Genomic DNA, 26,242 nt, shown 5'->3' with positions numbered 1-26,242 from the left:
AAGGTGATGGGTGGGAGGCATTTATATCTTTACAGCCAATATTTTGGATCAAGTTTGGAGGAGGTAACAAATGAATCGTAAATATAAGTCAGGAACGTGGAAAAAAACAATTAAAGATAAGATACTGCATTTCATAGGATTCACTATTGTTTTCAGTGTGATTTTTAAGGATATTGCAGATAAAGAGTTAACTAAATTGTTAAATGCTAATAATCAAACCATATTTACATACAATTACACAGTCGGTCCTGAAGGTTTCCTACTTGTGATTCCCGCTGCATTACTGAGTATATTACTTGTAATAGTACTAGTTAGTTTCAGGGATAGATTTTTCCCGGGTGTAACTACTCGTAAGGTTATGGTACTTACTCTAAAATTGATCAAATTGCTGGGAAAAGGGGTAAAACTTCTAGCACTTGGTATAGCTTATTTAATATTTATGGTCGTAAATTTGTTTTCTGGTGGCGGAGGCAGTTCTTCTTCAGGCGGAGGCGGTTCTTACTACGGCGGAGGCAGTTCTTACTACAGCGGAGGCAGTTCTTCTTCAGGCGGAGGTGGTTCTTACTCCGGCGGAGGTTCGAACCATTCGGATGATAATCGAGCATTAAAAAATGAAGCAGAATGGCAAGCAAGACAAAAGCAAAAAGAGGCTGATTATGCATTGAAACATGCAAAAATTCAAGCTGCATATAATGCCAGAACGCATCATCTTACTAACAGGGTGAATAGAGCAGCCTCCAAGCAGCGTGAAGCTAATGAAGCTGCGAAGAGAGCACGAAACTTATAATCAGAAATAGTGTCTCATTTGGGGTATAGATCACTTTTAGAATCTATGCTCCTTTTTAATGTATTATTTCACTTCTAAACCTTCCCCGTTAGACAACTTTACAAAAAAAACACCAAAATTCAACAATCTCCCTACATTCATTTAACATGCTTCTCATAAAGTTGAACTTGTGAATATTTTACACAGCAGAAGAGGAGATAAAGAATATGACTTCCATCAAAAAACTAACCGTACTACTACTACTTGCTGTACTGACTGTGAATTCTACTGAGCTTCCTGTTTTGGCAGCTAGTCAGCAGGAATTTACAAAGCCTTCAAAACCACAAGGAACTTCTGGAGAGTTAAATACAAATCCACCTGAGGTTGTGCAGCCTTTCCCAGCAGTGGATAATGGCGGGAATGCAGATGATTCAATACTAAAGAATACAGCTGGGACAAATCCTTTTATTGGTATTTTAGATGGTTTTGATCAGGTTTGGTCGATGAATCAACCGGATTGGAGAGACGGGACAGCGTTGACTGTACCGGGTGTAAACGGTGAGGTTGCTAAATATGGCGACGGGCCTACCGTTTATTTTGATGGGTATAAAAATGATCCGACAAAGGTAGTAGCAGACAAGCAAACATACGCTAATGCAGAAATCAGAGATCCTGCTACTTGGGAAGCTAATATCAGGTATGTGGAAGACGTTACGAATAACCGAACAGACGAAGAAGCTTTAGCAGCCTACTATGATGACCAAAGAGATAAGATATACAGTGTAATGGATGGTTATGGACCTTTGGCCAATACATATGCAGATATTGTTAATCCGACTACAAGTGTTATCAGATCAAAAGCGGACATGAATGTATTGTTGGAGGAAGAAACTGCCGAGGACCAGTCGCAAGGTATGGGACAATGGGAAGGTTCGAAACTAACAGATGCGATGGATTTAGTACATCTGGTTAGATTTAGAAATCCTTCTTCCTCCAATCCTTCTAAGTACTTTTTCTCATCTCCCAGACCTTGGAGAATGAATTCCAATGGAGAAGTGAAAGAAGTGGTGGATGAGAATGGGTTACCTGTGTGGACCACGATCGGCAGTGGTGAAGCTGCAGAAGAAGCGCTACCTTCTGGCGGCAAAAAGGCAACGGGAGAAAGACATTACCAGCAATATGAATCAAATGTGAAAGTGATTCCTGCATTGGAATATGTAAAAAGAAAAGCGGAAGACGGAAGAGGTAAGGATGGTGCTTTTCCAAGCGGGCATACCAGTGCAGCTTATTTATCATCATTCGGTTATGCATACGCAACACCTGAAAGATATGCGGAGTTTTTAACAAGAGCAGCTCAATTGGGAGAAAATAGAGTAGTGGCGGGCATGCACTCACCGCTTGATGTTATCGGCGGAAGAATCCAATCAACTGCAATGACTGCTTACGCATACAACCTTAATGAAAATCAAGATGTATTGGATAAAGCTTATAAAAATGCTGGGGAGGTATTCGGTGAACAAGCTGCTGCAAATGGAATGAGCTTGTACGAATATGCCCATACGGTAACAGAGGATTATACGTTTGAAAGTGCGTACGATGAACAAAAATGGGAAGACCATGAGGCAAACAAAGCATTTTACCGTGAAAAGCTGACATACGGATTGCCTCAAACTGGCGAGAAAGGTTTGGACCCTGTCGTACCTAAAGGGGCTGAAGTTTTATTGGAAACTCGTCAGCCATATTTGTCGGATGAACAACGCCGAGAAGTGTTGTATACCACAGAAATTGAATCAGGCTACCCTGTATTAGATGAATCTAATGGTTGGGGCAGACTGGATTTGGTAACAGCTTCTGATGGGTACGGCGCATTCTTAGACAATGTAACAGTCAATATGGATGCTTCCAAAGGAAGATTCAATGCCCATGACTGGTGGAGAAATGATATTACTGGCAGTGGTATGCTGACCAAGCAAGGAACAGGTACACTTACGCTGACAGGAAGTAATAGTTATGCAGGAGGTACATTGCTAGAGGGAGGAACGTTAGAAGCGACCTCTGCGACTGCTTTTGGTGATGGGGATCTTTATGTAGAAGATGGTACAGTTTCAGTTACTGGCGAAGAACCTCTGCATGTAAAAGGTAACGTCACAATGGAAGCTGGAAGCCTGGATCTTGCAATGGATAATAATGACACGCAACTACATGCAGATGGACAGTTATACCTTGATGGTGGGGATCTGAATCTAGATTTGTCTGAATACGAATTGAACAAGGCCGAAGACATTACGTTGATCTCTGCTGACAAGGTGAATGGTGAATTTGATAACGTAACTGCAGATGGTTATGATGTAACAATCACTTATAACGAGAACAATGTCATGGCACATATCGAAGCAAGCGATACTTCTGAACCAGGCGGAAACCAGCCGCAGCCTGAAACAGGAGGAGACGGAGAAAACGAGCAACAGCCTGAAACAGGAGACGGAGAGAGCGAGCCGCAGCCTGAAACAGGAGACGGAGAGAGCGAACCGCAGCCTGAAACAGAAGACGGAGAGAACGAGCCGCAGCCTGAAACAGGAGACGGAGAGAACGAGCCGCAGCCTGAAACAGAAGACAAAGAAGATCAGCCACAGCTTGTAACAGAAGACGGAAATCAGTCGCAACCTGGAACAGAAGGTGGACAAAAGTTACCAAACACCGCTACTAATATCTATCAGTACTTGTTAGCAGGGTTTATACTTCTTGTAAGTGGGGCGTTTTTCTTCTTTAAAAGAAGAAAAGCTTAATTGTTTAAGTAGATAAATGTAAAATTAACAGATTAATAAACCCTGAGATTTGTGTACAAAAAGGCTTGTCATCAGTCAATTAGACTTTTGATAAGCCTTTTTCCTATCTTTTATGACGGCAGAAGCTTCAAGAGCACTACCAAGGCAAATATCAAAAACTATGTAATTATTATTTGATTTGTTAGTCGAGAATGTAAGTAATGAATATAATCACTGCTCTTCATAACTTAAGATAGTGCCGCTCCGTTCCATGTATGTGAACCGGTATTGTTTGCCTTCTTCTATCTGATAATTGTTGAATAGCAGTGTGAGCTCTCGTTCATCCGTTGTGATTAGTGCAATATCTGAGAGGCCGCCAGTGTATACATCCAGAACTTTAAGGTCATCTACGTGCATTACGCCATTTGAGTAATCCTTCATATCTCTCACACTATTAATTGTTAATGAACTTAATTCCGGAACAATAAAGATACCTATGGTAAAACAAATTATCCCTGTTAAACCAAAATAAAACAGCTTACTTTTGCCAACTTTCTGGGGGTTTTTTATTGTAATAACAAGGCTAGTGTAAATAAAAAAGGCAATAAGGGTTAAGGCGGCCAAGTACAACAAGGCAGTTCCAATCCAATAATAGATGAATTCATGATAAAGACTCGAAGCAAAAAATGTTCTTAAAACCATCAAACTAAAAACTAAAGTAACAAAAGCAACCATTACCATGATGAAGCCATATATAATCCTTGCCCTTTTGCGATTAGCAGCTTCCTGTTTCAATTGAGCTGAGCTTTGCAAATGCCGTCGTTTGTTCCTGCCCATTAAATCTCTCCCTTTATCTGTTTATATATACAAACTAGTTCTTGAAGCCACCCCGTAGGATTTATAGGAGATTGGTATCTTAACTCCAAGCGTATGTCTTAACAAAGTGTTAAAGAGTTCCACTATACATGGAATTGGGATCATAATAAGAAATTCCAGTAATATCATTATACTGATTAAGTATTTATAAATCACTATAGGTTTGCTAACTGGAGTTAGCTAATCAGACTTTATAGAAGAAGAAAGATAACCTTAATTATTTGTGATTGCCAGTTTAATTTTTAAAGGCTTTCCTCCCTTACTTTTTCAATATACCTCTATAGTCAACCTCTAAAAATAAGGCTAAGGACATAATAAATAATCGTCTCGATCTGGTTTTTATTAGGTGATTCTATTATCCTGTTCAATCTTATATTTTGAAATTAAATTGTCTACAATTCCATGTGAAGAATGGTAATGGTGTGCAGTTAACGACAGCAATTTGACAAGTACGCATGTAGAATGTAATAAATAAAATATAGACAGGGGGAGTTACAAATGAATCCAAGCACTTTAAGGGAAAAAATCAGAACCGGTGAACATCATACCCACACTTCTGGAGTGGCCAATGACTATGTGCAAGCAAACTTAGCAATCGTCCCAAAAGAATATGCTTTTGATTTTCTGTTATTCGCTAACCGTAACCCGAAGTCATGTCCGATCATTGATGTATTGGAACCAGGAGTGGTGGAATCAGCTCTTGCTGCTGGCTCGGATATTCGGAGTGATATCCCGCTTTACTTTGTATATGAGAACGGCAAATTGACGGAAAAGCGTCAAGATCTCAAAGGAATTTGGCAGGATGACTTTGTATCGTTCCTAATCGGCTGCAGCTTTACCTTTGAAAGTGCATTGTTAAAGGAAGGCGTTCCTTTGAAACATATTGAGCAGAACAAAAATGTGGCGATGTACATAACAAACCGGCAAACGAAGCAAGCTGGAGAATTTAGTGGACCTGTCGTAGTTTCCATGAGACCAATTAAAAATGAGCTAGTCCAAAAGGCAATTGATATTACAGCACAGTTTCCAAACATGCACGGTTCGCCAATTCACGTTGGAGATCCGAAAGAAATCGGCATCGAGGATATTAGCAAACCTGATTTTGGTGAATTCACGGAGTTCGGAGAAGGGGAAACACCCGTCTTCTGGGAATGCGGCGTGACACCTCAATCAGCGGCCATTCATTCACAGATTCCTTTAGTAATTACACATGCGCCAGGGCATATGTTTGTGACGGATGTGACGAATGAGGAGTTTTTACGTAATAGATCTTGACGTCACAACAAATTTTACTCCTTTTGAATCATATTAAAGCAGTAGTCAATACGCTGCAGAGTAAGTTGGTTTGTAATAGATAGAATGGATAAAGGGGATAGCTATTTGCTACCCCCTTTATCTATTGGGTAAGTTATATTATCTATTATCAAAAGTTCTGATCAGAACTGTTCCAGAACTACCTTCCCAACTGTACGTCCTGACTCAAGAATTGCATGTGCTTTACGAAGATTCCCTGCATTTATCGGTGTCAGTTTTTCTGTAACAGTTGTCAGGATTATCCCGGAATCTACGAGGCGAGCTACTTCATTCAGAAGGTGATGCTGTTCGATCATATCGTCCGTTTCATAGCTGGATCGAGTGAACATGAATTCCCATACAAATGTTGCACTTTTATTTTTCAATAAAGTTAAATTTAATTCTTCATCGGTTTCCACAATCGAACATATCTTTCCTTGAGGTGCAATTGCTTCAGCCATGCTGCTCCAATGTTTTTCGGTACTGTTTAAACAAAGTATATATTCTACATTTGTCATCCCTATATTCACTAGCTGTGAAGTGAAAGCATTATAGTGATTGATGACATGATCAGCACCTAGTTTTTTGACCCATTCAGTAGACTCTGGTCGGGAGGCAGTTGCAATGACCTCAAGGCCGGCATGTTTGGCTAGTTGTATGGCAATGGATCCGACTCCGCCGGCAGCACCGATGATCAGGATTCTTTTATTTATATTTTTGGAAGGATCTGTGTTTACGCCTAAGCGGTTAAATAATCCTTCCCATGCTGTTATTGCGGTTAATGGCAATGCTGCTGCATGGGCAAAATCCAGATTTGCTGGCTTCTTCCCAACGATTCTTTCATCCACTAGATGAAATTCACTATTGCCCCCGGGACGTTTTATGCTCCCAGCATAGAAGACTTAATCACCTGGTTTGAATAAGGAGCATTCTGGGCCGACTTCTTCTACTACACCTGCTACATCCCAGCCAAGCACCTTTAGCTGCTTTTCAACTGTAGCCTTCGGAGAGCGGAGTTTCGTATCAACTGGATTCACAGAAATAGCTTTTACTTTGATCAATAAATCCCTGTTTACAAGGGTAGGCTTATCAATTTCCGCTTCTATCAGACTTTCCGGATCATTTAGTGGTAAGTATTTATAAAGACCTATAGCTTTCATTTTTTCTTGACTCATTATCGTCACTCCTGACTGATTGTTTTCTTCTTGCTCAGTCAGTATAAATTATTGATTTGCCAAGCGTAAGTACGCACATTTATGTTGGATAGTATAAATTTTTATACTATTGAAGGGTAAAAAAACTGCCAGCTATGCTGACAGTTAAATGCTTCATACAGATTGTTTATACGTTTCTCCCCAATTCTTCATTAAAGAAATGATAGGAATCAATGTTTTGCCGAAATCGGTTAATGAGTATTCCACTTTTGGAGGTACTTGCTTATATACTTCCCGATGAACCACGCCATCTTCCTCCAGTTCCCGAAGCTGAAGCGTCAGCATGCGCTGTGTGACGCCCGGACATATTCTTCGGAATTCATTGAAGCGCTTCGGTCCCTCAATTAAATGATATAGCAGTACACCTTTCCATTTCCCGCCGATCACATCAAGTGTATATTCTACTGGACAAGCCTCATCATTCGGACAATAACCATAACCGCTCTTTCTATCTCTCATGTCAAAATGCCCCTTACATTGTATGATTTTTTTTCCTATTCGAATTATAAGCGAAAGATTAGAATTAAACATTATATAAAACCCTGTCCTGAAACCTGACTAACAGAGAATTTCTTGTATAGAGATTAGATAAGATACTAATATCGCGTAATTTCTTAAACAATGGCATAATTAAATCACCAATTTAAGTAAGGATGACAAAATGAGACAGTTTGTAGAAATAAAAGTAAAACCGAAATCGGTTAAAGATATGAAGAATGGCTATCCGCTGCTCACAAAAGAAGCAATCGATACTGCAGGAATGACAATGGCTGAAGGAAGCATCTTGCGCTTGGTTGACGCCAACCGCAAGTATATTGCAACAGCATATTACGGTTTACAAAACAAAGGTATAGGCTGGGTTTTAACCCGCAAGGAACAGGAAAAGATCGATGCACAGTTTTTCGTTAAAAAGATAAGTGCTGCAGTTGCAAAACGGAAGAACTTATATGAAGCCGAAGATACATCTGCTTTTCGTGTATTTAATGGAGAAGGAGACGGTATCGGCGGATTGATCATTGATTTCTATGACGGCTTTTATATGGTGAGTTGGTATAGTGAAGGTATGTATTCTTTCCGCGAAGATATATATAAAGCTTTGAGCGAAGTGGTAGAAGTTCGTGGTCTATATGAGAAATTAAGATTTAACACCAATGGACAATACGTGGAACAAGATGATTATGTGTCAGGTGAAAAGGGAGAGTTTCCGTTGATCGTCCTGGAAAACGGGATGAAATATGCGGTGGACTTAAATGATGGCGCCATGACAGGGATTTTCCTGGATCAGCGTAACGTTCGAAAAGCATTACGCGATCGCTATTCAAATGGGAAAACGGTTTTGAATACCTTCTCTTATACTGGTGCCTTCTCTGTAGCAGCAGTTCTTGGCGGTGCGACAAAGACAACGAGCGTAGACGTAGCAAAACGCAGCCTACCAAAAACAATCGAGCAATTCTCAGTCAACGAAATTGACTATGAAGCACAAGACATCAAGGTGATGGATGTCTTTGATTACTTCCGCTATGCGGCCCGTCATGAATTGAAATATGATGTTGTCGTATTGGATCCGCCAAGCTTTGCACGAACAAAGAAAATCACATTCAGCACGGCAAAGGATTATCCGAAGCTGATACAAGACACCTTGAAGATTACCAATCGTGGCGGAATCATTATCGCATCCACAAATAATGCCAGCTTCAACATGAAAAAGTTCAAGACATTCATCGATAAAGCCTTTACGGAATCCAACACACGCTACAAAATCTTGGAAGAATACCAACTGCCGGAAGATTTTACTGTGCCACAGGATTACCCCGAATTTAATTATCTAAAAGTCGTGTTTATAAAGGTAATGAATTAAGGATGTGTTCTAATGAAATACAATAAAACAACAATGACGAAATTAATTAACCAACAAAGAGAATTACATGATGAGTTGAAAAGGCTGAAAACGGAAATGGGCTTAGAGAAAAATTTAGCAATTAAAGCACTTTACCATTCATTTGTCGCGAATAGCGGTAAATATATGGAGGAGTATAAAGGGTTAGAACGACCGAGATAAGAACATAGTGTTTCGAAGTTATTTTAAAGAGCTCCCTCAGATAATTTTTCTGAGAGAGCTTTTTTCAATACGTAAACCGATTAACAACTTCCTGCAATTCTTCCGCTAAATCTGATAGCGAAACAGCTGCATTCGATATATCCTCCATGGAACTCAATTGTTCCTGCGTTGCTGTGGCAACTGCCTTGGAGCTGGAGGATGTTTCCTTCGTTCCTGTCTCCAGTGTAGAGAGTGTATGCTGGATCACTTCCACGCCCGCGGTTAATTCCTGTGTGGCGGCTGCGACTTCTTGGATTTGTGCCGTTACATGTCCGACGAGGTTTAATATTTCGTTGAACTGCTTTTGGCTTTCATGGGCATAGTTCATACCGGAATCCACATTTTGCTGGACATTAATTATGTTGTTTACTGTTTCTTTTGAATCAGTTTCTATGGTGGAAACTAATTGCTTAATCGTGCTGGCAGATTGATTTGCTTCATCGGCCAGCTTGCGAACTTCATCAGCCACGACGGCGAAGCCTTTTCCTTGTTCCCCAGCTCGTGCAGCTTCAATGGCTGCATTCAGCGCAAGGAGATTGGTTTGCGCCGAAATGTCCGTGATGAGGGAAGAGATATTGCTGATTTCCGTTGTACTTTTCACTAATGTTTCCAGTCCGTCTCCTGCTTCACGTACAGACTGATCAATCAACGTCATTTGTCCAGACATCATATTTACAGAGGACGCACCCATCTCTGCTTTGTTTTTCATATGAGATGAATTTTCGGCGATGTTGTTTGTGTTACTTGCTACGTTGGAAAGGCTCTCTAATATTTCTGTTATGGATGCGGAGCTCTTTTCTGTCATGGTGCTTTGGTTGGTACTCGTTTTTGCAATATCTTGCATGGACTCTGAAATCTGATCGGATGTCGCTCTTGATTGTTCGGAGCTTGCTGATAGTTCCTCTGAAGCGGCTGCAACTTGCTGGGAGGAGTTGCTGATCTGTTTGACGATGCCTGCCAGTGATTCCACAAAAGCATTGAAGGAGCCAGCCAGCTGCCCGAACTCATCTTTATTTCTAACAATGACTTGCTGTGTCAGGTCGGCATCTCCTTGAGCAATGTCCTCAAGCTGCCTATTCAAACTTCTAAGCGGGACTAAAATAGAGCGTAGAAGCAGTATGCTCAAAACGATACCTAGAATAATTGAGATTACCGTAACGAAGATGATGGACCATTTACTTATAGAGCCATATGTATCAATTTCTGTTTGTAAATCGCTCACATCGTTGTTCAACTGATCAACGAATGCATTTACTGATGGATCCAAGACTTCTTTCCTCAATGTCCTCTCTTCTCCCAAGTGGAGGGAAGTGGCAGCTTCTGGATCTGTTGCAAACCGTGATACCACTTCTTGATTCATACTCCAAAATTGGTCGAAGTTCTCCCGTATATCATCCACATCATTTATATGATCAGGGTTATGTATGAGTGATTCTAACTGATCTAAAGTAGAAAAGATGTCATCCGCTTTTTCTTCCATTCCATCAGCGAAGTCCTGATTGCCAGTGATGATGAAGCCTCTCTCATCATTCGACAGGCCAGCTAGTCTGTACTGCACGTGTTTGATCTGATTTTGAAGCGCCATTTCATCTTTTAATAGGGTATTTTTCTCCAATATGGATGAATTGATGAAAATAGATGATCCCCCAATTAATACTAACGAAAATATTAAGATTGAGATAATTCCCAGAAGTTTTGTCTTTATTTTCATGATTTCTTTCCTTTCTTCTACGGATATTCTTGGATGCAAAGCTGGTTGAAACTACATTGATGATCCTCTGCGTAAGGTAGATATTGATTTACTACGTACATAGTTTTGTATCGACAGATTTTTATCATCTTAAAATAAGAGGGAGAAATATTATGTAAAACTCAACTCTTACACTAATAATCCAACTGGTTTTCAGGTAAGAAACTAGCATTTATAACCAAAAATAAAAAATCTTATTAATGGATGTCAAAGTCTAATTATACAACAGGGTATAGGTTAAAAACTGTAAACAATGCAAAAAATGGAAGTATGAATAACAGAAGCTGTACATAAATATAGAGTGTAAATTCGCATATTGAACTGTTGTTTGCATTAGAAAATATAAATGCTAATGAAGAAATAGAGGTGGCATTTTTGTTAAAGGGAATTAGAAATATTAATATAAAGACAGCCATCCTCTTAGGACTTTGTTTTTACACACTGATAATTTTAATCCATACGTTAGTTATTAGCGGCATTCTACCGTACACATGGGTAAATGGGGGGCGATCTGAATCCTTTGAAGCTCAGATAAAAATCTCATTTATCAGTATCATTATTTCCATCATGGGAGGACTTTTCACAATTTTTGCTGGTGAAAATAAAGCAGTTCGCTTCAAAAGAAGTGTAGCTGTATTAAGCAGGTTTATTGTTGTGCTGTGCTTCCTGGGATTCATCCAGCAATTGTTAGGAACAACTTTTGAGAAGTTGGTATGTTCATTCATAGTACTTCTAGGAATTATCTCAAACTTGAGGTTGGCGGTTGAAACAAGGAGGTTGTAATCATTACAGAGCTTCAGAATCATTTATTAAAAAAATAAAGATGAGTGTAGCTTATCTGTGGTCACTGTTATGTTACCTTTAGACGGAAATACATGTTGAGTGGGATATAGTTTATCTACCCATCGAGTTTCACAGAATTATAGGTATCCTTTCTTAAAAAATAGTCCGCATACACTATAAATATTTATCGCGTATTTACCAAATCTTGACCGTTCCTTAATAAGAGTTTGTTATTATGCCTTTGTGCGTTTATTTCTTCAAAGGAGAGATTCCATGCTAAAAAAATGGATGATGGCATTAGGTATGGTATCAATTTTGACGCTGGCTGCATGTAATACGACCGACGATGATCCAGAAGATGAGGACAGAATGGAAGAACAAGAGTCTGATGATACAGAACAAGAGTCTGATGACACAGAAGAAGATACAGATGATGACGCAGAGTAATCTGAATATATAACTGGGAAGGCGGACCGAAGAGGTGCGCCTTTTTTGTTTATCAGTGGTATTGCTCTTTCCAACCTACCATAGATAATAAGATTTAAAATTGCAGCATCTTCAGAGGCGGGTTGTTGGGCGGATTTACCAATAACCTTTACGTATACAGTCATACTGTATATAACCAAACTATATAGTCAGACTGTATAGTTTGACTGAGTGTTGGAGTGATCAAGATGAATTTAGAAAAATACTTACCATTAACGGAAACCACGTATTACATTTTATTATCGTTGCTTGAACCTGCTCATGGATACATCATGATGCAGAAAGTAGAGCAATTGAGCAACCACAAGGTTAAAGTCGCTGCGGGTACAATGTATGGGGCGATCGAGAATTTATTGAAACAGCAATTGATAGAAACAGTGAAGAGTACAGACAAACGAAGAAAAACATATGTCATCACGGAAAAAGGTATCGAAGTTTTGCGACTGGATTGTGAACGGATGAAGCACATCATCCGTGTGACGGAAGAGTTACTGCCGCCAACCATAGCGCGGAATGGGGGGATGGAAGATGTATAAGGTGAAATTCTTTATCGACTTTGACAAGGAAGAACAATGGCTCGAGAAGATGGCAAGAGAAGGATATCACCTGGATAAAGCGTATCTCGGATACCACTTTAAGCGGGGAAAAAAATCTGAAGAAGCGACAATAAGAATTGATTTCAGGACTTTTAAGCGAAAAGAAGATTTTATTGATTATTGCACGATGTTTGAAGATAGTGGTTGGAAGCACCTTAGTGGAACCAAAAGTACAGGAGTCCAATATTTTAAGAAAATAGATGAAAACGCCGGAGATGAAATCTTCTCTGATCGCGATTCAAAAGCCATGAAATATAAAAGGTGTGCAGATACATTTTTCAGCATGGCGATAAGTTTCTTACCAATTTTAGTTGCCTTTTATGTGACGGATATCGTTGATTTTCAAGCAATGATAAATCCAAAAGAACTTTATTTCACACCTGGTCTATGGGAAAAGACCGGAACATCGTTTTGGTTTTCTTTCCTTTTTGAGACACCCTTTGCATTGATGAGAGGCTTTGCTTGGTCATTTATTCCGATTATGATTCTTTTATATTTAGTTTTTGGTTATAAATCGAATAAGCTATATCTGCAGAATAAAAGACAGTAACTATAGGGAAATCACCTCGGAACCTTGACCGAGGTGATTTTTTATAGGAACGAATGACTTTGAAGATTTTACTGACATCTTATTACTGATTATTCACTGCGATCTGAAGAATGTTTAAAAGAATGCTATTTAGAAAGGGTCCTGATCATTAAAATCTTCATATATATAAAATCATTTTGAAAGAGAATGGAAATGACGCGGTAATAAGAGGAGCGAATAAAAAGACTGCTTTTTTAATTGAAAAAAGCAGTCTTGTTTCGTATGGTATTTTCTTGTTGATTACATAGTAGTAACATAACTTCCATGATCATCATTGAGTTTAATCAATTATTCGGAACTTAATCCGTTTCCGGCGAAAGCCCATTTATAATAAGGTTTATTGTTTGTTCAATTTCCTTATCATCATTCCAGTTCATATCTGGATAGATAATGTGTCTGGTGAATAAGAACCCAACGACTGTAGAAGCGGTAAACCTGATGACGGTATGAACAGGAAGATTTTTTATTTGACCTTTGTCCTGGAAATGGATGATGGTATTCTCCAGACGTTTGAATAACGGTTGAGCGATATATTCTTTATAGTTTTCCTGTAATTCGGGATGAAAAGAGATTTCCTGCATGAAAATCTTTAATATCGATAAATTTTCTCTAATGAAATCGACTCGATTTTTTAAGATAGCTTTAAGGAAATCACCAAAAGTATCGAATTTCTTGTCAAAGACAGTATCGAATCCATCCATTACAAACGGGGCAATCAATTTCGTCATCGTAGGTGTAACAATGGAGAGTAATAAATTCTTTTTATTTTTATAATGTCGAAAAATCGTACCTTCCGCAACACCAGCTTTTTTAGCTATTTGACTGGTAGAAGTGGAGGCATAACCATTTCGAGAAAATTCTTCAATGGCAGCTTCAATGATCTTGCTTTGCTTCTCTGTCACTTTCATGTGTTCTTCATTTATTTTTTTGATTTTATCAGATAGTTTTTGTTCCATAAACTATTTCTCCCAATTCATGGATTATTTTAGAAAGAAACCATGCAAGTTGCTTTTTAAGGCAGAATGCATGGTATCTCAGTTAACTTATTTTATCATAGTGCTTTCTTTACTGCACAAATACATCATCCCTTGATTGGCTTCTTTACACATAGTTTTTGTTTGCTATCTCTCTTTTTTCTTGATCTTTATTTCTGGATTTAATGGTTAAGTATAGTAACGTCCCCAGCATGGAAACGAGTACGAATATGGATAGAAAACCGATATTCTGCCACATCAGATCATAATTGCTGTTAGCTACAAGTGCTCTAAACCCAGAAACGGAGAAGGTCATTGGTAGGAAGCTACTCACATCCTGTAAGACGGCCGGAATCATTTCTACCGGGAATGTTCCACCACTACTGGTAATTTGTAAAATCAACAGCAGGATGATGATGAATCTTCCTTTTTCTCCTAATAGGGAAACGACCAGTTGTATCAGAGTGACGAAAGCCAAACTAGAAAAGATAGTAAATAACAGGAAATAGCCAACATTGCCCACTTCTAAGTTTAGGACGGTTAAGAGAAATACTGCAGCAATAATTGCCTGAATGCTAGCTGCTACTGCAATCACGCTGAATTTACTAATAAACCAGCCAAATGAAGAAGTCGGTTTTGTTACTGGTTCCCGAACAGGAAAAACTATCGAAATCAGCATAGCTCCTATAAAAAGACCAAGAGATAATGTGAATGGTGCAAATCCGTGTCCGTAGTTCGGAACACTTGTAAACTTGTCAGTATTGATTGTGACTGGCGATGCAATCATATCCAGGTTTTCCTGGGAGAGATTAATGTTTCGAAGTTGCTCTGTTCCATCTGTTAAGCTGGTGGCTATGCTATTCGCACCCTCATTAATGGCATTAAAAGAAGATATTGATTGTTCCTTTTGGGAAGAAGCAAGATTAGGGTGAGTCTGTACCATTGTTTCGTAAGTATCTTGCATACCTGCTATACTTTCTGCTAATTGGGTTGTCGATTCGCTGGCTGTAGTCATTCCATTGCTTGTTTGATTGATGGAATCTGCCAAGGTTTGAATGTAACTTGATGTTAATGTACTCGAAACCTCTTGCTGCAGTTTTTCTACACCACTTGTTTCAATCGTGCTCACCAAGAAATTGAGGCTCTCATGCGGCATATATCGAAGGTTCGGTTGATTGGGTTCTGCACTGAAAGCAGTGGCTGCATTATTGGAAAAATCATTAGGAATTTCAATCATCATAAAGTATTTGCTATCTTCTAGGCCTTCCATAGCTTCTTCTTCTGAGACAAACTCCCACCCAAAGTTATCGTTTTGTTCTAATTTGGAAACGATTTCATCTCCAAAATTCAACTGAGTTCCATTAAAGTCAACGGCTTCATCATGATTGACAACAGCTACTGAAAGATCATCCGTTTCACTATATGGATCCCAGAACGCCCATAGGAATGTGCCGCAATACAGAATCGGTATAAATAGTACAGCAATCAGACCGATCAAAACCACCTTGTTTTTTATCAGTGATACCCATTCACCTTTCATTTCATTAAAACCTCCTTTAGATTTGTATTGCTAAAATGCGAACTATCTTTACGCTGTTGAATGAAGCCATGTTGTTAACACGGTCAGTATATAATACGGCTTAGTTTTAGTAAAGTGATTACTCACTTTTTATTAATGGCGGGTAGTGCTGTCTCATAAGTGATCAATAAAGATCAAAGGGGAAAAGACCATTCAAAAAAATTTCTTCAAATAGAACTCTAGAACTCTGAGGTTAAATTGAAAAAACGAATCCTTTAAAAGGGATTCGTTTTTCGTGTTATTACATGTGATTCATCTGCTGGTTTACAAACTCTTACACAAAACAATCACCCGATAGGGAGTAGTCTGCGCCGGGATGCTCATCGTTGTTGGTCCGTGTACTGCAATCAGATCACGGTTTGTGGGATTGCCTGTAAATGCTTGCCCGTTTGTCAGCAGCAGTGGCGTGTAGGGTGAAATAATCAGCTGCAATTGGTTGTCACTGCTCACCAGCTGATTATTAAAGAAACTGACTTTTACATTTTGCTCTGGGTTTTCTTTGACCATGACGAGCGCTGGATACTGGGGAGGGTAAATGAGAATCGCTGGTGCATCTCCGTCATAATAACCTGTCACGCGATCGCCGACCGATACCATTGCTTGATCGACGAAGTAAGTCGTTGGGGATACAACAAAGTTCACGATGGATCCTGTTTCATTTTCGACAGTGAAGAATTTATAACACCCGTCCGCTCTTCCATTGCCCTGGAAATCACTGATCATTGTTACCGTTCCGTGAAATGAATAAAAATTGGTCATATGCTTTACCTCCATTGCTTTCCCTGCAAGGTATGTAGGAAGCAGCCCAAAGGATTGGGTGCATGCCTAGAGAATCCATACATATTGTAAAAGTGCGTAGACGGAACAAAATCTTTTGTTTGATCTGTTATAACAATGTATTGGCGCCGAAAATTCCTTTCTGAGACTTAAATTGTTCCCAATAATATTGGAGAGGTTCTATATCATGAATATCTTTAAACAATTAATACGATTTTTATATACAGATTATCTTAATTTAGCCGATATAAGATTGTGTGATAGTCTTAAATATCTATATGATTTTATGTAGTATAAATTGAATTACCCATGTAACAGATAGTTTTTTGAAATTCGACAAAAAAATATGAGTAATTTATAATGCTTTAGGGTATGTAAGAGAATGGTTATATGTATTTTGAACTACAATCGTATAAATTAATAGGCAAACCTATTGAAAGATAGGGACGCAAAGCTACGAGTCTAATATCCAATGGATGATGATAGTCGGGTTGCCAAGTATATAATACTTCGTTGGCTATCCTTACTGTTATGGATAGCTTTTTTTACGTGCTAGTCCTAATCACTGGTTAGATAAGTTTTTTAGAAAAGGGAGATGACAAGATGATAGTAGTGGATAAAAAGAAGTATCAAATGTCGATTGAAGAGGGTTCCAAGCAAGTACTTGTTCAAGTGAATGGATTGATGAGGGAGGCAGACGCAGACGGATATATGGTCGACCTTCAAGACACGATCGGTAAAGTAACCAGAAGAGATTATACATTTGTTGTCAATGCGACGCATCAGACGCCGGTACCATCCAAAGTTGTGCCGCAGCTGGAGCAAACGATGCAATTTTACTCCACATTGGGTTTCAAGGATACCATCGTCGTGAAGCCTTCTTCTAAAATTGCACAGGTTCAAATCCGGAACGCCCTGGAAAGAATTGAGTTCACAGGAAGACTTGTTGATAAGCTAAGTCATTCCATGTAATAAGCGACTACCATAATTTTTCGAGGAGGAGTTATATCATGCTTGCAACACACGAAACACAGGATTTGTATACATATGAAATTTTGAAAAAGGATCAAGCAGAACTGATCCAAAAAGCTGCGGCTTGTCTTGCTCAATCATTTATCGGAGTGGACGTTGCAGGAAAATGGGTTCAGGAGCCGATGGTTGGACAATTGAATTTAAACTATGAAGATTTCTATGCGTTCACGAAAGAGTATTTGGATACAGCTGTTGAACAAGGGTATAGTGCTGTTGCTTTGGACAAGGATAATCAAGTTGTCGGTGTGTTCACGGGCGATACCAATGCACCGGAAATAATCGGCGAGGATGTATTCGAGGGTTCTTTCTCTGATATGAATGTCATTCTTCATGTGCTGGAAGATGTGGATAAGCGTTTTATGGAAGATTATAAAAAACGCAATGGCAAGGATATCATCGATGGAGAAATGCTGCATTTGTTCATGGTGGGCGTGACTGCTGAACAAGAGCGCCACGAAATAATCAAGCAACTCGGAAATAAATTGTTCACAAAAGCAGCATCAGCAGGTCTGAAGGCTGTGATATGTGAAGCGACGAATCCGAAATCGATTCGAGTGCTGGAGAAGTACCATGATATGAAAAAATATCAAGATTCTGATGGTAATCACATCGTCCATATGTATAAAGACAATAGCAAGCTGCAAGCTATTTCTCCGAATACAGCAGATGGCACGTATATTTTAATGAGAGAACTATAAAAAAACATAATTCTGATACGCATATCAGAAGGCAGGAGTTTAATTTAGCATGGAACTTTATTTAATAGGTATAATCGTCATTTTATTAATCGCTTCAATTTATTTTGCTTATCAATATTTCACACTGAAACGTCATACGCAGTTTGAAAGAGAGACGTATACAGATCATGAGTTAACAGCAGTGACTGGTTCCGCTAGCCAGAATGCCAGCCAATTTAAACGAGAATTGGATGCACTGAAAAAAGATGTCCATGACACAGGTGTGAACCTTGCTGAAACAGGAGAATACGCGTCTGAGCAAGCGGATATCGTGCGGGCAGCAATTGATGAAGTAGGCAGAGGCTTGCAAAAGCAATTGGTTTCCACCGAAGAAAGTGCTGCATCCATGGAAGAGATGACACAGTCGATCGAAAATCTATCCACAAGATCCAATCAGATCTCAGAGCAATCGATCACGACACTTGAGCTGACACAAGAGGGTAATGAAAAATTAAAACATTCCTTGGAAAAGATGAATCGATTCAGTCAAACAGTACATACAACCTCCGAAGCCATCAATACGCTTGGCGAGAAATCCCATGAGATCGGCAGCATCGTAAAAGTGATTTCGGAGATTTCCGAGCAAATCAATTTGCTGGCATTGAATGCAGCCATCGAAGCTGCTCGTGCAGGTGAAAACGGGAAGGGATTCGCTGTCGTTGCGGATGAAGTGCGGAAATTGGCTGAGCAAACCCGTCAATCGACTTCTGAGGTATCTGGTATTGTGAAAAACATCCAAGAAGAAACGGAAATAGTCGTTCAGTCGATGAATACTGGAACAGAAGAATTCCAAGATACGAATGCCAATATTGTCGAAGTCGGAAATATGTTCGAAGAGATATTAGCCACGACTAAAATCATTGCTGAAAATAACGAGAATTCTTCTGCAAGTACAGAAGAATTGAGCGCAGCATCACAGCAGATCATGGCCACAATCGTTGAAATCGCTGCTATCTCCCGTGAGTCCGTGGAAATGTTCGAGGAACTTATCGAAATTAATGATAACGAGCTTTCTACCATCCAAAAGCTTGTGGATGAATCAAAGAATCTTTTGAACCAGAAGCATGCCCAAGCTGTAATAGCTACTGCCGATGCGAATGAAGAGGAAGTAAAAGCGAGTTAAATACAAGACCGATCCTGCCATTCAAAGAATGACACTATGTCTCTTGCGAATGGAGATGAAACCTTCTTTGGAAAGCAAGCTGCTGCCAAAGAAGGTTTTTTAATAGGGTGGTTTATGAAGAATCGAGGAGAGAGAAGAAATGCAAGACATCCAAAAGCTATTTCCCAGTATGGACGGAAATGTTGATCAAAGAGAAGAAATGTTGTCTTATTTACAAGAGATACTGACGAAGATAGATGAGCTGAAGGATCCGGACAAATTGACGCTGGGCGAAATGCCTGATTACACAGCGGATTATTACAATCGTGTGATCGAGGAAGCAGATGTGCCAGAGCAAGGGATGCCGATGAAAGAGGTGATCCAGAAACTATTGGAGCTAGTGGAAGGACATAGATACGTCAACCGGAACTATGTGGCCAATGCAGCTCCGCTTCCGACCATCTCCAGTATCATCGGCAACTTTATCGCTGTACTGGTAAATGGAAACAACTTATGGGATGTGGAAGGTCCGGCTGCGGCAACCGCGGAAGTCAAAATAACCAGTATGTTATCCAAGGTGATCGGATACGACGAAAGTAAAAGTGCGGGTTATACAACATGGGGAGGGCAAGGAGCTGTATTCAACTCCTTACGTCTTAGCATTGCCAGATACGCACCAGACTCCAATCGTACTGGGATACCGAAGAATCTATATTGTTTTTGTTCCGAGTTATCGCATTACAGCTTGTATAAATCGGTAGAGGCAACCGGCATCGGTGTAGAAAACATGATCCGTGTAAAAGCAAATGCCGATCACTCGATGAACCTTGCCGACTTGAAAGAAAAAATGGAATTTGTTATTAAGAATGGTGGTGTGCCGCTTTATGTACTTGCCACAATGGGAACGACTGACACTTTCGGAATGGATGATCTTGCCGGTATTAAGCAAGTGGCAGAAGACTTGGAACGAACACATGGCGTTGCTCCAGTTTATATTCATGCAGACACTGCAATGGGTGGTATGTACAGTTTCTTCCATGATTACGACTTTGAAGCTAATCCGCTGCAATTCGAAGATGATGTCAAGGATGTGCTGAAATCATATCAACAAAGATTCCAGCATTTGAAACTCGCAGATAGTATGGTATTCGATTTTCATAAGCTTGGACAAACTCCATATATCACGAGTCTATTTCTCATTAAAAACAGGGAGTATCTCAAATATGTTGACTTGGATGCCGACGAAACGCCATATGTCGGGAATCGGGGCTACGGCAGTTATCACACAGGCTATACACTGGAGTGCTCGCGGATGGGAAGTTCATTAGCGATTTATGCTTCGTTATCTGCCTTGGGGATACAAGGCTATCAAAAGCTCTTGGCCAATTATATAGCTGTCAATATCGCTTTCAGGAAGAAACTGCAGCAAGAAATTCCGAATGTTGCCATTACGAATGACGTTTCGCCCATAACAACATTCCGCTTCTACCCAGAGCAAGTGAAATGGGAGGAAGAGATGAATGGATGTTTAACGATTGAGGAAATACTGGAGATCAATCAATATAACGACGCATTTGCCGAAGTCATCGGCGTGGAAAGGGATACGATTTTCTTTGGCAATACGAAAAAGCAGCGTCTTGTCTCAGCAGTAAACTCAGATAAGAGGATATCACTTTATGCACATAAGTTCTTCGCGATTTCCCCTTATACAACACTGGAAGAAGCCGATCGATATGTAGGATTCTTGAAGGAGCATACAGCATTTTTCTTGAGGTCGGGATTTAAGATCCAATGATTTTCACGTGAAGCATAAGTATATAAATGAACAAAAAAGACTGAGACAAAAGTGTTTTAGCTAGATGAAAACCCGAACTATATTACAATTCTTCATACGAAGATTTGCATAAGTTCGGGTTTTAAATTTGTACACTACACTAGCGGAGTGTTCTGCCGAAGCGGCGTTCATTAATAATATTCGGTTTTAAGCACTGGGATTTTAGTTATGTCCCAGCCTCTTTTAAAATTCTAATCTCCAGAAATCGAATGGCTATCAGTTCCCCCGGAGAAATAAGGAGTGATCCATAGAGGGTGACACAAAATTAATTCTCAGAGTTCCTATATATCATTTGGATTTCCAATTCAGCATCCGCAATTATCAGGCAAAACCTTTACGTCTGACACTGGTAAATTCATTTCATTCCATGCAGCAATACCCCCAGACAGTTCTTTTACTTTAAAGCCATCTTTTAGCAAATACACTGCTGCTTTAGCGGCTGTGTTGCACCATACATCCCAGCAGTAAAGAATGATTTCCTTGTCTCTAGGTATTTCGTCCAAACGTTCGGCCAGTTCTTGCTGCGGTATAATCATGGCCCCTTGAATTGTTATATTCCTAACATGTGGAGGGCCATTCCGGACATCGATCAATATGTATTCATCGGGATTCGCTTTGCTTGCTCTCATATAATCCATTGGACTTATAGTTGCTTCCAAGCGTGCGTTGAAGTAATCGAGTGTGTTCATAATAGTTTTGCTCCTTTTATATTGTTTTCCATACTTTCATGAGAAGTTCTTTTAGCAATTTTCTTTCATGCTGTTCTAGCGGAGACAGAACAGCTGCTTCGACTTCTGTTAAGTGGTCCCATCGGGAAGTGATTACCTGTTTGCCTTTTTCGGTAACCAGCAGACTGTGGGATCTTCGGTCATTCGGGTTTTTGGTTCGCTCGACGAATTCCAGCTTCTCCAAGTGGTCAATATGACTGACCATCGTGGTGCGGTCTATTTGCAGATTGTCCGATATATCTTTTTGGGAGCAATATTGATTCTCATCAATATATAAGAGCACACCGTATTGCCTCGCGTTGATTTTAGATGAAACAAGCCCTGCTGCAAATTTTTCTTCCATCTGTTGAAGCACTTTCCCAAGCAGGAAACCATAAGATTGATTCCATTTATTCATTAACACACCTCCGGATAAAATAGTCAGCTAATTATATAATCAGTATAACTGATTAGTTTGATAATGCAAGTACTTCATAAAAAAATAGCGCTGAGAGAATTCCCGGCGCTATCTTGCTGTATTACTTCATATATCGATACTGCATCAGATTATTGAGTATATTGATCTCCTGGCATAATTCTTCGCCGACATTTGTTTCAAGAACTTTCTTACGTTCCAGTTCTTTATCGACCAATCGCTTCACAGATAACACATCAGTGCCGTCGTGCAGCACTTCGTCTTTGGAGTTGAAATGCTTATGGGCGACGAGCTTCATGCCATAGGAGTTATACAATAATGTATAACCAGCGATGCCTGTTTTTGATTGATAGGCTTTGGAAAATCCGCCATCGATGACGATGATTTTGCCGTTAGCCTTGATTGGGTTTTCGCCTTCGATTTCTTTCACTGGCGTATGACCGTTGATGATGTGGCCATGCTCCGGATCTAAGTCGAATTCTTTTAGGATCTTTTCGCAGATTTCTTCGTTTTCCCGCAGGTGATAATAGTGATTTTTGATTTCTTTATGCGTGACTTTCTCTTTGATGAAATAGCGTTCGAAAGTCGTCATGGCACGTTTGCCGAATAGGGAAGAGTACTCACCTGTCCATAGATACCACACCATATCGGTCGCCAAGTCATCCGTTTCTTCTGGATGTGCAAAAGAATGACGCAGGAATTGCTCGAATTTATCAAGCAGCTCGCGGCCGCCGTAAGACTCACCATCAATCTCCATTTTCTCCATATTGCCTTCTTCATCGATCGGGATACAGCCATGAATCAAAAGATTGCCATTATAACGTAAATACAAGCTGCCTTTGCGAATCAGGAAGTTCATATGTCTGGCTAGTTTTTCCGAGTGCTGAACAGAGAATAATAGCTTGTCCATCACTTGCTGTTCTTCTTCCAGCAGCATATCCGGCTGTTTTGGATTGATCGTCGCAAAACAAGTATTTTCCAAAGGGTAAGTGCTGCCGTTCAGTGTGATTTCATTCGAGTCGAAATCGATTTTTTCAAGCAGCAATCTTTCTTCCATATTGAAATACGGTCGTCTCTTGATGATCGGGCTTTCGAGCTTGAATTGAATCATCGCAATCGCCTGGTGCATCTTCGTGATTTGCAGCCGTTCGTGTTCCGACGTATTCTTATCGGCATGTGTTTTCGGACGGAAAGCAGGATTATCATCATAGTATTTCTCTGCCAAGTTGAGCAGCGGACGAAGGTTGATGCCGTACACATCTTCTATGATGTCCAAGTTGTCGTAACGGGCACAAATACGCAGGATGTTCGCCAAGCAAACCTTAGATCCTGCAAACGCACCGATCCAAAGCACATCGTGATTGCCCCATTGCACATCGACGGAATGATAGTTGATCAGCTCTTCCATGATTTTATCTGGCTCAGGACCACGATCGTAAATATCGCCGACAACATGCAGATGATCCACAACCAAACGATGCGTACTGTATGCCAAGCCGATGATCAGTTTATCTGCTTGGCCGAGTGAAATGATTTGTTCGACGATCTCATGATAATATTGTTCCTTATTACCGGATGCTTCCGTTTTATATAAAAGCTCTTCGATTATGTAAGCAAACTGACTTGGCAATGCTTTTCGCAATTTGGAACGTGTATATTTGGAAGAAGCATAAGAAATGAGCTTGATCATGCGCTCGATTGTCGTCTTATACCATTCGTATAGCGCTTCTTCATTATGAAAATCATTTTTGACGATTTGCAGTTTTTCTTCCGGATAGTAAACCAATGCTGCCAGTTCATCAATCTCTTTTTCAAAGATGACCCCATTGAATATATCCCGTATTTTCTCTTTCACTCGCCCGGAACCATTGCGCAGCACATGCTGGAAGGCTTGATACTCCCCGTGTAAATCACTGACAAAATGCTCTGTTCCTTTAGGCAGGTTAAGGATGGCTTTCAGGTTGATGATTTCCGTGACTACTTTTTCTTCAGTATCATATTTCTGAGCTAGTAAGTCTAAGTATTTGGTGTTCAAGATGTGTTGCTCCTTTCAGAATTACTAACTTTTACATAATTTTACTTCTTCTATTATAAGATATTATAAGATAAATCGACAGATTATGGTTGGAATTGTTAAAGGACATCATAGTTTCTTATGTTTCCTATAATAGTATATTACTTATTCCCGGATGAACAAGTCATCAAAATGGGAAGTCTATCCATCTAGTTAAAGTATACATTTTGTATCTGTTAATCTCCAATGATTCAATGAATGGTAAAATAGGAATATTGGTCCAACATGGGGGAGACATATGAAAAAGATAATTGTAAGTTTCAGCTTTATTTTCTGCATTGTTTTGATAAGCGGAATCATTTTCAACTATACATCAGAAGATGCAAGTCAGAAAAGCTACGCAAAGGAATTAGTAAAAGAAGGTTTAAGTAAGGATGCAACTATTGCCGACTATAAGATTCTAAGTGCGAGTGAATATGGTGAATATAGAATTACTGACGCGGCAACGCTGGGATTGCCAGCAGGCGAGGTGGACTGCTTGGAAATCAAAGTGCAAGCAGAGCAAACAAACGTAGATGGAGAGACATCGGAGCAAAGTTATTATCATACTTTCTTCCGGCAGCAAGGAGACGATGAATGGCAGTATGGCCACGCGCTTTCTGCTGTATCAGATGACGGTATCCGGAAGTATGAGTTGGAAAAGTACGAATGAAATTCGAAATTTAATTAAATGACGTAAATAACATTTAAATGGAATGAAATCACATGGATTACAAATAATCTAATACAGAAAAATAAAATCAAATGCGGAAGTAATTCGTATTTCAGAGGTTTCTTTACTTTGTGTTACAATTATAAAGGTAAATTTTTTAGAATGAGGTATCTGTATGAAGAAAAAACGTAACCGCAGTAAGTTATTTATTCTGTTACGGGGATTATTCGTCGTCCTCGGGGGATTCATCGCAGCATACGGCCTGGAAACCGTCTTGATCCCGAATAATGTATCAGATGGCGGCGTCACTGGTATCAGTATCGTCATTTCACAATTAGCCGGACTGCCACTCGGCGCACTGATTGCTATCATCAACCTTCCGTTTGTATGGTTAGGTTATAAACAGATAGGAAAAAGTTTCGCGATATACTCAGTTATCGGAATTGCATCATTATCTGCTGGTACAGTTCTTATGCACCACACACCAGCCATCATCGAAGGAGACACCTTGCTCGTCACTGTAGTCGGCGGTATCATTTTAGGTCTGGGTATGGGTCTTGCACTTCGTAACGGCGGAGCCGTAGACGGCATTGATATGCTGGCTGTATTGCTATCGCGAAAATTACCATTTGGAACAAGTGATCTGATCTTATTCCTTAATATGTTTGTCTTCATCTTTGTATCCACGGTATTCGGTCTGAAAGGAGCAATCCTCTCAGCAATTGCCTACTTTATCGCATCAAAAGTCATCCACATCGTTGAAGAAGGTCTTAGCGGCTCCAAAACCTTCAAGATCATTACAACCGACCCTATACTGATGGTAGAAACCATCCGCGACCGGTTGGGAAGAAGTGCAACCTACAAAGAAGCATACGGCGGTTATTCCCATGAAAAATTCGTCGAAATCACCTGCGTCATCAACCGCTTGGAAGAAAGTAAGCTCAAGGAAATCATCAACGATATCGATGATCGTGCGTTTGTTACGATTTACGATGTTGCTGAGGTTAAGGGCGGGAACTTTAGGAAGAGTGATATTCACTAAATGCCGTTATTTTATAAATGAAGAAAGGGACACTCCGTATCTTTCTAGTATATAAGGTCGAAGAAGTCTGCTTTAAGTTA

Annotated in this window: 24 protein-coding genes, 1 pseudogene and 1 riboswitch; of the genes and pseudogenes, 15 read left to right on the top strand and 10 right to left on the bottom strand. The window is 39.8% G+C overall.

Annotation, left to right across the window (positions count from 1 at the left end; translation table 11 throughout):
• Positions 1 to 70: 70 nt before the first annotated feature.
• Positions 71 to 787: a hypothetical protein gene (locus tag SFC66_RS12440; RefSeq protein ID WP_411219049.1), complete on the top strand. Its 717-nt coding sequence runs from the start codon at positions 71 to 73 to the stop codon at positions 785 to 787.
• 206 nt (positions 788 to 993) lie between these two features.
• Positions 994 to 3,552 carry a phosphatase PAP2 family protein gene (locus SFC66_RS12435; protein WP_411219048.1) on the top strand — a complete coding sequence of 853 codons (2,559 nt, stop codon included), beginning with the start codon at positions 994 to 996 and terminating at the stop codon, positions 3,550 to 3,552.
• Positions 3,553 to 3,762: 210 nt separating this feature from the next.
• Here the strand turns inward: SFC66_RS12435 and SFC66_RS12430 are convergent, their stop codons facing one another.
• Entirely contained in the window at positions 3,763 to 4,368 is a 606-nt protein-coding gene (locus SFC66_RS12430; RefSeq protein WP_411219047.1) for a hypothetical protein, read from the bottom strand.
• Positions 4,369 to 4,905: 537 nt separating this feature from the next.
• Here SFC66_RS12430 and SFC66_RS12425 point away from each other — a divergent pair.
• Positions 4,906 to 5,682 (top strand): putative hydro-lyase, encoded by a 777-nt coding sequence (locus SFC66_RS12425; protein ID WP_411219046.1) that lies wholly within the window; start codon positions 4,906 to 4,908, stop codon positions 5,680 to 5,682.
• Positions 5,683 to 5,843: 161 nt separating this feature from the next.
• Here SFC66_RS12425 and SFC66_RS12420 read toward each other — a convergent pair.
• Positions 5,844 to 6,860, bottom strand: a pseudogene (locus SFC66_RS12420) (zinc-binding alcohol dehydrogenase family protein).
• Positions 6,861 to 7,028: 168 nt separating this feature from the next.
• The gene (locus SFC66_RS12415) at positions 7,029 to 7,373 is read right to left on the bottom strand and encodes a winged helix-turn-helix transcriptional regulator (RefSeq protein WP_411219045.1); all 345 of its coding nucleotides are present in this window, start codon (positions 7,371 to 7,373) and stop codon (positions 7,029 to 7,031) included.
• 202 nt (positions 7,374 to 7,575) lie between these two features.
• Here SFC66_RS12415 and SFC66_RS12410 point away from each other — a divergent pair, with 202 nt between their 5' ends.
• Complete coding sequence (locus SFC66_RS12410; RefSeq protein ID WP_411219044.1) at positions 7,576 to 8,772, top strand: class I SAM-dependent rRNA methyltransferase; 1,197 nt, start codon at positions 7,576 to 7,578, stop codon at positions 8,770 to 8,772.
• Positions 8,773 to 8,784: 12 nt separating this feature from the next.
• The gene (locus tag SFC66_RS12405; protein ID WP_411219043.1) at positions 8,785 to 8,973 is read left to right on the top strand and encodes a hypothetical protein; all 189 of its coding nucleotides are present in this window, start codon (positions 8,785 to 8,787) and stop codon (positions 8,971 to 8,973) included.
• A 64-nt stretch (positions 8,974 to 9,037) separates the two neighbouring features.
• Here the strand turns inward: SFC66_RS12405 and SFC66_RS12400 are convergent, their stop codons facing one another.
• Entirely contained in the window at positions 9,038 to 10,723 is a 1,686-nt protein-coding gene (locus SFC66_RS12400) for a methyl-accepting chemotaxis protein (protein ID WP_411219042.1), read from the bottom strand.
• Positions 10,724 to 11,086: 363 nt separating this feature from the next.
• Here SFC66_RS12400 and SFC66_RS12395 point away from each other — a divergent pair, with 363 nt between their 5' ends.
• The 4 genes from SFC66_RS12395 (at position 11,087) to SFC66_RS12380 (ending at position 13,177) form a co-directional block, all read left to right on the top strand.
• Positions 11,087 to 11,545, top strand: coding sequence for a hypothetical protein (locus tag SFC66_RS12395; RefSeq protein ID WP_411219041.1), 459 nt, complete (start codon positions 11,087 to 11,089; stop codon positions 11,543 to 11,545).
• A 273-nt stretch (positions 11,546 to 11,818) separates the two neighbouring features.
• A complete protein-coding gene (locus tag SFC66_RS12390; protein WP_411219040.1) occupies positions 11,819 to 11,992 on the top strand; it encodes a hypothetical protein in 174 nt (57 codons plus the stop codon).
• 227 nt (positions 11,993 to 12,219) lie between these two features.
• Complete coding sequence (locus SFC66_RS12385; RefSeq protein ID WP_411219039.1) at positions 12,220 to 12,567, top strand: PadR family transcriptional regulator; 348 nt, start codon at positions 12,220 to 12,222, stop codon at positions 12,565 to 12,567.
• The gene (locus SFC66_RS12380) at positions 12,560 to 13,177 is read left to right on the top strand and encodes a DUF2812 domain-containing protein (protein WP_411219038.1); all 618 of its coding nucleotides are present in this window, start codon (positions 12,560 to 12,562) and stop codon (positions 13,175 to 13,177) included. Before SFC66_RS12385 ends, SFC66_RS12380 begins: the two co-directional genes overlap by 8 nt.
• Positions 13,178 to 13,515: 338 nt before the next feature.
• Here the strand turns inward: SFC66_RS12380 and SFC66_RS12375 are convergent, their stop codons facing one another.
• The 3 genes from SFC66_RS12375 to SFC66_RS12365 form a co-directional block, all read right to left on the bottom strand.
• Complete coding sequence (locus SFC66_RS12375; protein WP_411219037.1) at positions 13,516 to 14,172, bottom strand: TetR/AcrR family transcriptional regulator; 657 nt, start codon at positions 14,170 to 14,172, stop codon at positions 13,516 to 13,518.
• Positions 14,173 to 14,317: 145 nt separating this feature from the next.
• Entirely contained in the window at positions 14,318 to 15,730 is a 1,413-nt protein-coding gene (locus SFC66_RS12370) for a YhgE/Pip domain-containing protein (RefSeq protein ID WP_411219036.1), read from the bottom strand.
• A 303-nt stretch (positions 15,731 to 16,033) separates the two neighbouring features.
• Complete coding sequence (locus SFC66_RS12365) at positions 16,034 to 16,528, bottom strand: hypothetical protein (protein WP_411219035.1); 495 nt, start codon at positions 16,526 to 16,528, stop codon at positions 16,034 to 16,036.
• A gap of 431 nt (positions 16,529 to 16,959) precedes the next feature.
• A riboswitch (cyclic di-GMP riboswitch) is annotated at positions 16,960 to 17,045 on the top strand.
• Positions 17,046 to 17,149: 104 nt separating this feature from the next.
• On the opposite strand from SFC66_RS12365, the gene SFC66_RS12360 reads away from it, so the two are divergent.
• The 4 genes from SFC66_RS12360 (at position 17,150) to SFC66_RS12345 (ending at position 21,212) form a co-directional block, all read left to right on the top strand.
• Positions 17,150 to 17,518 carry a hypothetical protein gene (locus SFC66_RS12360; RefSeq protein WP_411219034.1) on the top strand — a complete coding sequence of 123 codons (369 nt, stop codon included), beginning with the start codon at positions 17,150 to 17,152 and terminating at the stop codon, positions 17,516 to 17,518.
• 38 nt (positions 17,519 to 17,556) lie between these two features.
• Complete coding sequence (locus SFC66_RS12355; protein ID WP_411219033.1) at positions 17,557 to 18,276, top strand: hypothetical protein; 720 nt, start codon at positions 17,557 to 17,559, stop codon at positions 18,274 to 18,276.
• Between the two features lie 49 nt (positions 18,277 to 18,325).
• On the top strand, positions 18,326 to 19,438 hold the full coding sequence (locus SFC66_RS12350) for a methyl-accepting chemotaxis protein (RefSeq protein WP_411219032.1): 1,113 nt from the start codon (positions 18,326 to 18,328) through the stop codon (positions 19,436 to 19,438).
• A gap of 139 nt (positions 19,439 to 19,577) precedes the next feature.
• Positions 19,578 to 21,212, top strand: a complete 1,635-nt coding sequence (locus SFC66_RS12345; RefSeq protein WP_411219031.1) for a pyridoxal phosphate-dependent decarboxylase family protein — start codon at positions 19,578 to 19,580, stop codon at positions 21,210 to 21,212.
• A 344-nt stretch (positions 21,213 to 21,556) separates the two neighbouring features.
• Here the strand turns inward: SFC66_RS12345 and SFC66_RS12340 are convergent, their stop codons facing one another.
• From SFC66_RS12340 to fbp, 3 genes are all read right to left on the bottom strand, one after another.
• Complete coding sequence (locus SFC66_RS12340; protein ID WP_411219030.1) at positions 21,557 to 21,940, bottom strand: rhodanese-like domain-containing protein; 384 nt, start codon at positions 21,938 to 21,940, stop codon at positions 21,557 to 21,559.
• 16 nt (positions 21,941 to 21,956) lie between these two features.
• Positions 21,957 to 22,376, bottom strand: coding sequence for a MarR family winged helix-turn-helix transcriptional regulator (locus tag SFC66_RS12335; protein ID WP_411219029.1), 420 nt, complete (start codon positions 22,374 to 22,376; stop codon positions 21,957 to 21,959).
• Positions 22,377 to 22,497: 121 nt separating this feature from the next.
• The gene (fbp, locus tag SFC66_RS12330) at positions 22,498 to 24,429 is read right to left on the bottom strand and encodes a fructose-1,6-bisphosphatase (RefSeq protein WP_411219028.1); all 1,932 of its coding nucleotides are present in this window, start codon (positions 24,427 to 24,429) and stop codon (positions 22,498 to 22,500) included.
• Between the two features lie 277 nt (positions 24,430 to 24,706).
• Here fbp and SFC66_RS12325 point away from each other — a divergent pair, with 277 nt between their 5' ends.
• Complete coding sequence (locus tag SFC66_RS12325; RefSeq protein ID WP_411219027.1) at positions 24,707 to 25,120, top strand: hypothetical protein; 414 nt, start codon at positions 24,707 to 24,709, stop codon at positions 25,118 to 25,120.
• A 175-nt stretch (positions 25,121 to 25,295) separates the two neighbouring features.
• Positions 25,296 to 26,162, top strand: coding sequence for a YitT family protein (locus tag SFC66_RS12320; RefSeq protein ID WP_411219026.1), 867 nt, complete (start codon positions 25,296 to 25,298; stop codon positions 26,160 to 26,162).
• Positions 26,163 to 26,242: the final 80 nt, after the last annotated feature.

Origin of the sequence: Terribacillus saccharophilus (genome assembly GCF_046592895.1) — a bacterium.
Lineage (GTDB): Bacteria > Bacillota > Bacilli > Bacillales > Amphibacillaceae > Terribacillus > Terribacillus saccharophilus_D.
The sequence above is the reverse complement of the archived record's forward strand: the minus strand, read 5'-3'. Positions and strand labels throughout refer to the sequence as shown.